4 protein-coding genes are annotated in these 3,815 nt (G+C 72.3%); all 4 read right to left on the bottom strand.

Going from position 1 to position 3,815, the window contains the following annotated elements; genetic code table 11:
- Positions 1 to 26: 26 nt before the first annotated feature.
- Entirely contained in the window at positions 27 to 461 is a 435-nt protein-coding gene (gene nusB, locus STRIP9103_RS05495) for a transcription antitermination factor NusB (protein ID WP_009300309.1), read from the bottom strand.
- Between the two features lie 2 nt (positions 462 to 463).
- Positions 464 to 1,030 (bottom strand): elongation factor P, encoded by a 567-nt coding sequence (efp, locus tag STRIP9103_RS05490; protein ID WP_009300307.1) that lies wholly within the window; start codon positions 1,028 to 1,030, stop codon positions 464 to 466.
- Between the two features lie 49 nt (positions 1,031 to 1,079).
- Positions 1,080 to 2,186, bottom strand: coding sequence for an aminopeptidase P family protein (locus tag STRIP9103_RS05485; RefSeq protein WP_009300310.1), 1,107 nt, complete (start codon positions 2,184 to 2,186; stop codon positions 1,080 to 1,082).
- Positions 2,187 to 2,786: 600 nt separating this feature from the next.
- The gene (locus STRIP9103_RS05480) at positions 2,787 to 3,785 is read right to left on the bottom strand and encodes an AAA family ATPase (protein ID WP_078613808.1); all 999 of its coding nucleotides are present in this window, start codon (positions 3,783 to 3,785) and stop codon (positions 2,787 to 2,789) included.
- Positions 3,786 to 3,815 lie beyond the last annotated feature (30 nt).

The raw sequence follows: 3,815 nt of genomic DNA, 5'->3' as shown, positions 1-3,815 counted from the left end.
CCCGGCGGTGTTTTGTACGCGCTGTCCTACTCGACTTCCCTGCGCAGCGACGGCTTCAAATCCTTTAGCCGGCCCAGCAATCCATTCACGAACGACGGCGACTCATCCGTGGAGAACTCCTTCGCCAGCTGCACCATCTCGTCCAGCACAACCGCGTCCGGAGTCTCATCCACCCAAATCAGCTCGTACGCGCCGAGCCGCAGAATGTTGCGGTCGACCACCGGCATCCGGTCGAGGGTCCACCCCACCGAGTACTGCGCGATCAGTTCGTCGATCCGCTGCGCATAAGTCGCGTAGCCCTCGACCAGCTGCATCGTGTACTCGCTGACCGGCGGCTGGCGCGTGTCGCTCCGGGAGTGCCGGATCCAGTCCGCGAGCACGGTCAGGACGTCGGCCCCGCGCTGGTCGCCCTCGAAGAGGATCTGGAAGGCGCGCTTGCGGGCCGTGTTACGGGCAGCCACGGTTAGCTGTTCACCCGGCCGAGGTAGTCGCTCGTACGGGTGTCGACCTTGATCTTCTCGCCGGTGGTGATGAAGAGCGGGACCTGGATCTGGTGGCCGGTCTCCAGGGTGGCGGGCTTGGTGCCACCGGTGGAGCGGTCGCCCTGGACACCCGGCTCGGTCTCCTGGACGGTCAGCTCGACGGCGGCCGGGAGCTCGACGAAGAGCACCTCGCCCTCGTGCTGCGCGACGGTGACCGTGAAGCCCTCGATCAGGAAGTTGGCGGCGTCGCCGACGGCCTTGCGGTCGACCATGAGCTGGTCGTAGGTCTCCATGTCCATGAAGACGAAGTACTCGCCGTCCATGTAGGAGAACTGCATGTCGCGCTTGTCGACAGTGGCCGTCTCGACCTTGACGCCGGCGTTGAACGTCTTGTCGACGACCTTGCCGGAGAGCACGTTCTTGAGCTTGGTGCGCACGAAGGCCGGGCCCTTGCCGGGCTTGACGTGCTGGAACTCGACGACGGACCAGAGCTGGCCGCCTTCGAGCTTGAGCACCAGGCCGTTCTTGAGGTCGTTCGTGGAAGCCACGGTTGCGGAATCTCCTGGACTGACGTGGACGACCCCGGGGCACGCACTCCTACAGCGCGAGCAGCTCCTTGGTCGTGATGGTGAGTAGCTCGGGTCCGCCGTCCGCCTCGGGGCGGACGACGAGCGTGTCATCGATCCGGACGCCGCCCCGGCCCGGGAGGTGGACCCCCGGTTCGACGGTGACCGGCACGCAAGCGTCCAGTTTACCCATGGCCGTGGGGGCCAACTGCGGGTCCTCGTCGATTTCGAGTCCGACACCGTGCCCCATCAGCGCCGGTAGGCCCTCGCCGTGGCCCGCGGAGTCCAGTACCTGGCGGGCCGCGCGGTCGACGGCGCGATACGCCGTGCCGGGGGCCAGGCTCTCGCGTCCGGCGCGCTGGGCTGCGAAGACCAGGTCGTACAGCTCGATCTGCCACTCGGCGGGCGAGGTCCCGATGACGAACGTACGGCCGATCTCGCAGCGGTAGCCGCGGTACGTCGCGCCGAGGCATACGGAGAGGAAATCGCCCTCCTCGACCCGCCGGTCGGTGGGGAGATGGCCGGGGCGGCCGGAGTTCGGGCCGGCGGCGACGTAGGTGGTGAAGGCCGGGCCGTCGGCGCCGTGGTCGACGAGTCTGCGCTCCAACTCCAGGGCGAGGTGCCGTTCGGTGCGGCCGACGAGGATCGATTCGAGCAGTTCGCCCAGGGCCTGGTCGGCGATCTCCGCACTGATCCGGAGACAGGAGATCTCCTCCTCGTCCTTGACGATGCGCTGCTGCTCGACCGCGCCGCCGAGGTCGGTGAGCCGCAGCCGTGGGGCGACCGAGCGGATCGCTCGATACCGGGCGACGGTGAGGTGGTGCTCCTCGACGGCGAGGGAGTCGGCGGCCCCGGCCAGGGCGAGGCCGACGGCGGCGACGGCCGGGTCGCCGCCGGGGCTCGGGAGCGCATGGACGCGTACGGATTCGTCGGGGCGCCCCTCGGAGGGTCCGCCGCTCGGGGGGCCGGTGCAGACGAGTACGTCCTCGTTCCTGCCCAGCAGGAGGGCGGCGCCGCGAGGGGCCGTGCCCGCGAGATAGCGCACATTGGCCGGGCGGGTCACGAGCGCGCTCGCGCTGCCGCTCGCGTGGCAGCGTTCTCTCAGCCGCTTGCGGCGGGCCGCGTACACCTCTGACATAAGCCGAGCGTATGAGCTCCGCTGGTCGGCCGCCGGTTCAGTGAGGCCGAGTGGGGGTGGGGGGCGGGCGGAGCCCGGGGTGCGGGGGGAGGCTGTGTGCCGTGCGCGGGTGGGCAGGGGCTGGTCGCGCAGTTCCCCGCGCCCCTTTCGGATGGGCCCGGCGGCCGGCGTTCACCGGTTCGCCCTCTGCGTGGGCCCACACCGAATCACGCCGACCGCCACACCCGGCCCGCGCCGCCGACGCCCAGCCGCACCGGCCGCGGGCACCCCACATTCAGGCTGACGCCCAACCCCACCAGCCACCGACTCCCCCACACCCGAGCCGGCGCCCAGCCGCACCGGCCCCGGGCTCTGGGCCGGCCTCCGGCATTCACTCACGCCGGCCGCGCACTCGGCACGCGCCGCCCGCGTCCGCTCGCATCGGCCACCGGCTGCCCCTCACTCACCGCCGACGCCCATCCGTACCGACCGCGCACGACCGCCGACGCCACCGTGCCGGCCACTCACTCCCCGGCACCCACCCGTGGCTTCGCCGACGTCCGCTCCCGCCCCGGCGCCTACCGCCGACGGCCACTGTCCACGGGCCGCGGCCCTACGCGGCTACCACTTCGGTGGGCTGGCGATCGACCTCGCCAGTACCTCGTCCAGCACCCGGGCCGTGCTCGGTACGTCGAGTTGGGAGTTGTCGATGATGGGGAGGCCGGAGCCGTACCAGCCGGCCATGCGGCCGTGGATGCGGGCGACCTCCTCGTCGGTGAGGCGGCGGTTGCCGGTGCGCTCGGCGTTGCGTTCGAGGACGATGTCGAGGCCGGGGAGGATGACGACGGGGAGGAGACCGGGGCCGACGTGGCGTTTCCAGCCGCCGAGGCCGACGACGGGGCGGTCGGGGAAGACGGCGTCGTCGAGGATGCAGGAGATGCCGTTGGCGAGGAAGTTGCGCGCGGCGAAGCCGCAGGTGCGGCGGGCGAGACGATACTGCGCCTCGGAGTTGTCGTTCCAGCCGGACTGCGGGTCGGCGAAGCCGGAGCGTACCCATTCCCGTACGTCGTCCAGGCTGATGTGCGCGGTGGGCACCCGGCGGTGGTCCGCCCAGTACTTGGCGACGCTCGTCTTGCCCGCCCCGGCGGGGCCGATGAGCAGGACGGCGAGGGTGGTGGTCGTGACGTCGGGGGCGCCCGTGGCCGGTGGCGGGCTCGGCATGGTGACGGGGCCGCCCGGCGGCAGCTGGATGTGCCCGGTGGTGTCCCTCGGTACGCCGGGCTGCGGCGGGGCCGAGGGGTGCGGGTGCCCGGGGGCTCCGGTGAAGCCCGGTGCGGGCGGGGGCACCGAGCCGGGCGGGGCGGTCGGTGCGGGCGGAGGCACCGACCCGGGTGGCGCGGCCGGCGGTGCCGCGGGCGGGCTCGCCGGGGCGTGGCCCGGGTGGGTGCCCGGCGGTACCGGGTGGCTCACGCCCGGGTGGCCCGGAGGGGTCGTACCCGGGGGTCCGGGGTGATGCCCGGCCGGGTGTCCCTGCTGGTCGGCGGCCGGCGACCACGGGGTCGTCTGGCCCTGCCCCGGCCGGTGGGGCGGCGGCAGCGGAGCTCCCACTGCGTGCTGCATCCGGTGCCACTCCGTCTCGTACAGTCACAT

The sequence above is a fragment of the Streptomyces ipomoeae 91-03 genome, from assembly GCF_000317595.1.
Lineage (GTDB): Bacteria > Actinomycetota > Actinomycetes > Streptomycetales > Streptomycetaceae > Streptomyces > Streptomyces ipomoeae.
Note: the sequence above shows the minus strand (reverse complement) of the source record. Positions and strands in the feature narration are given on the sequence as shown.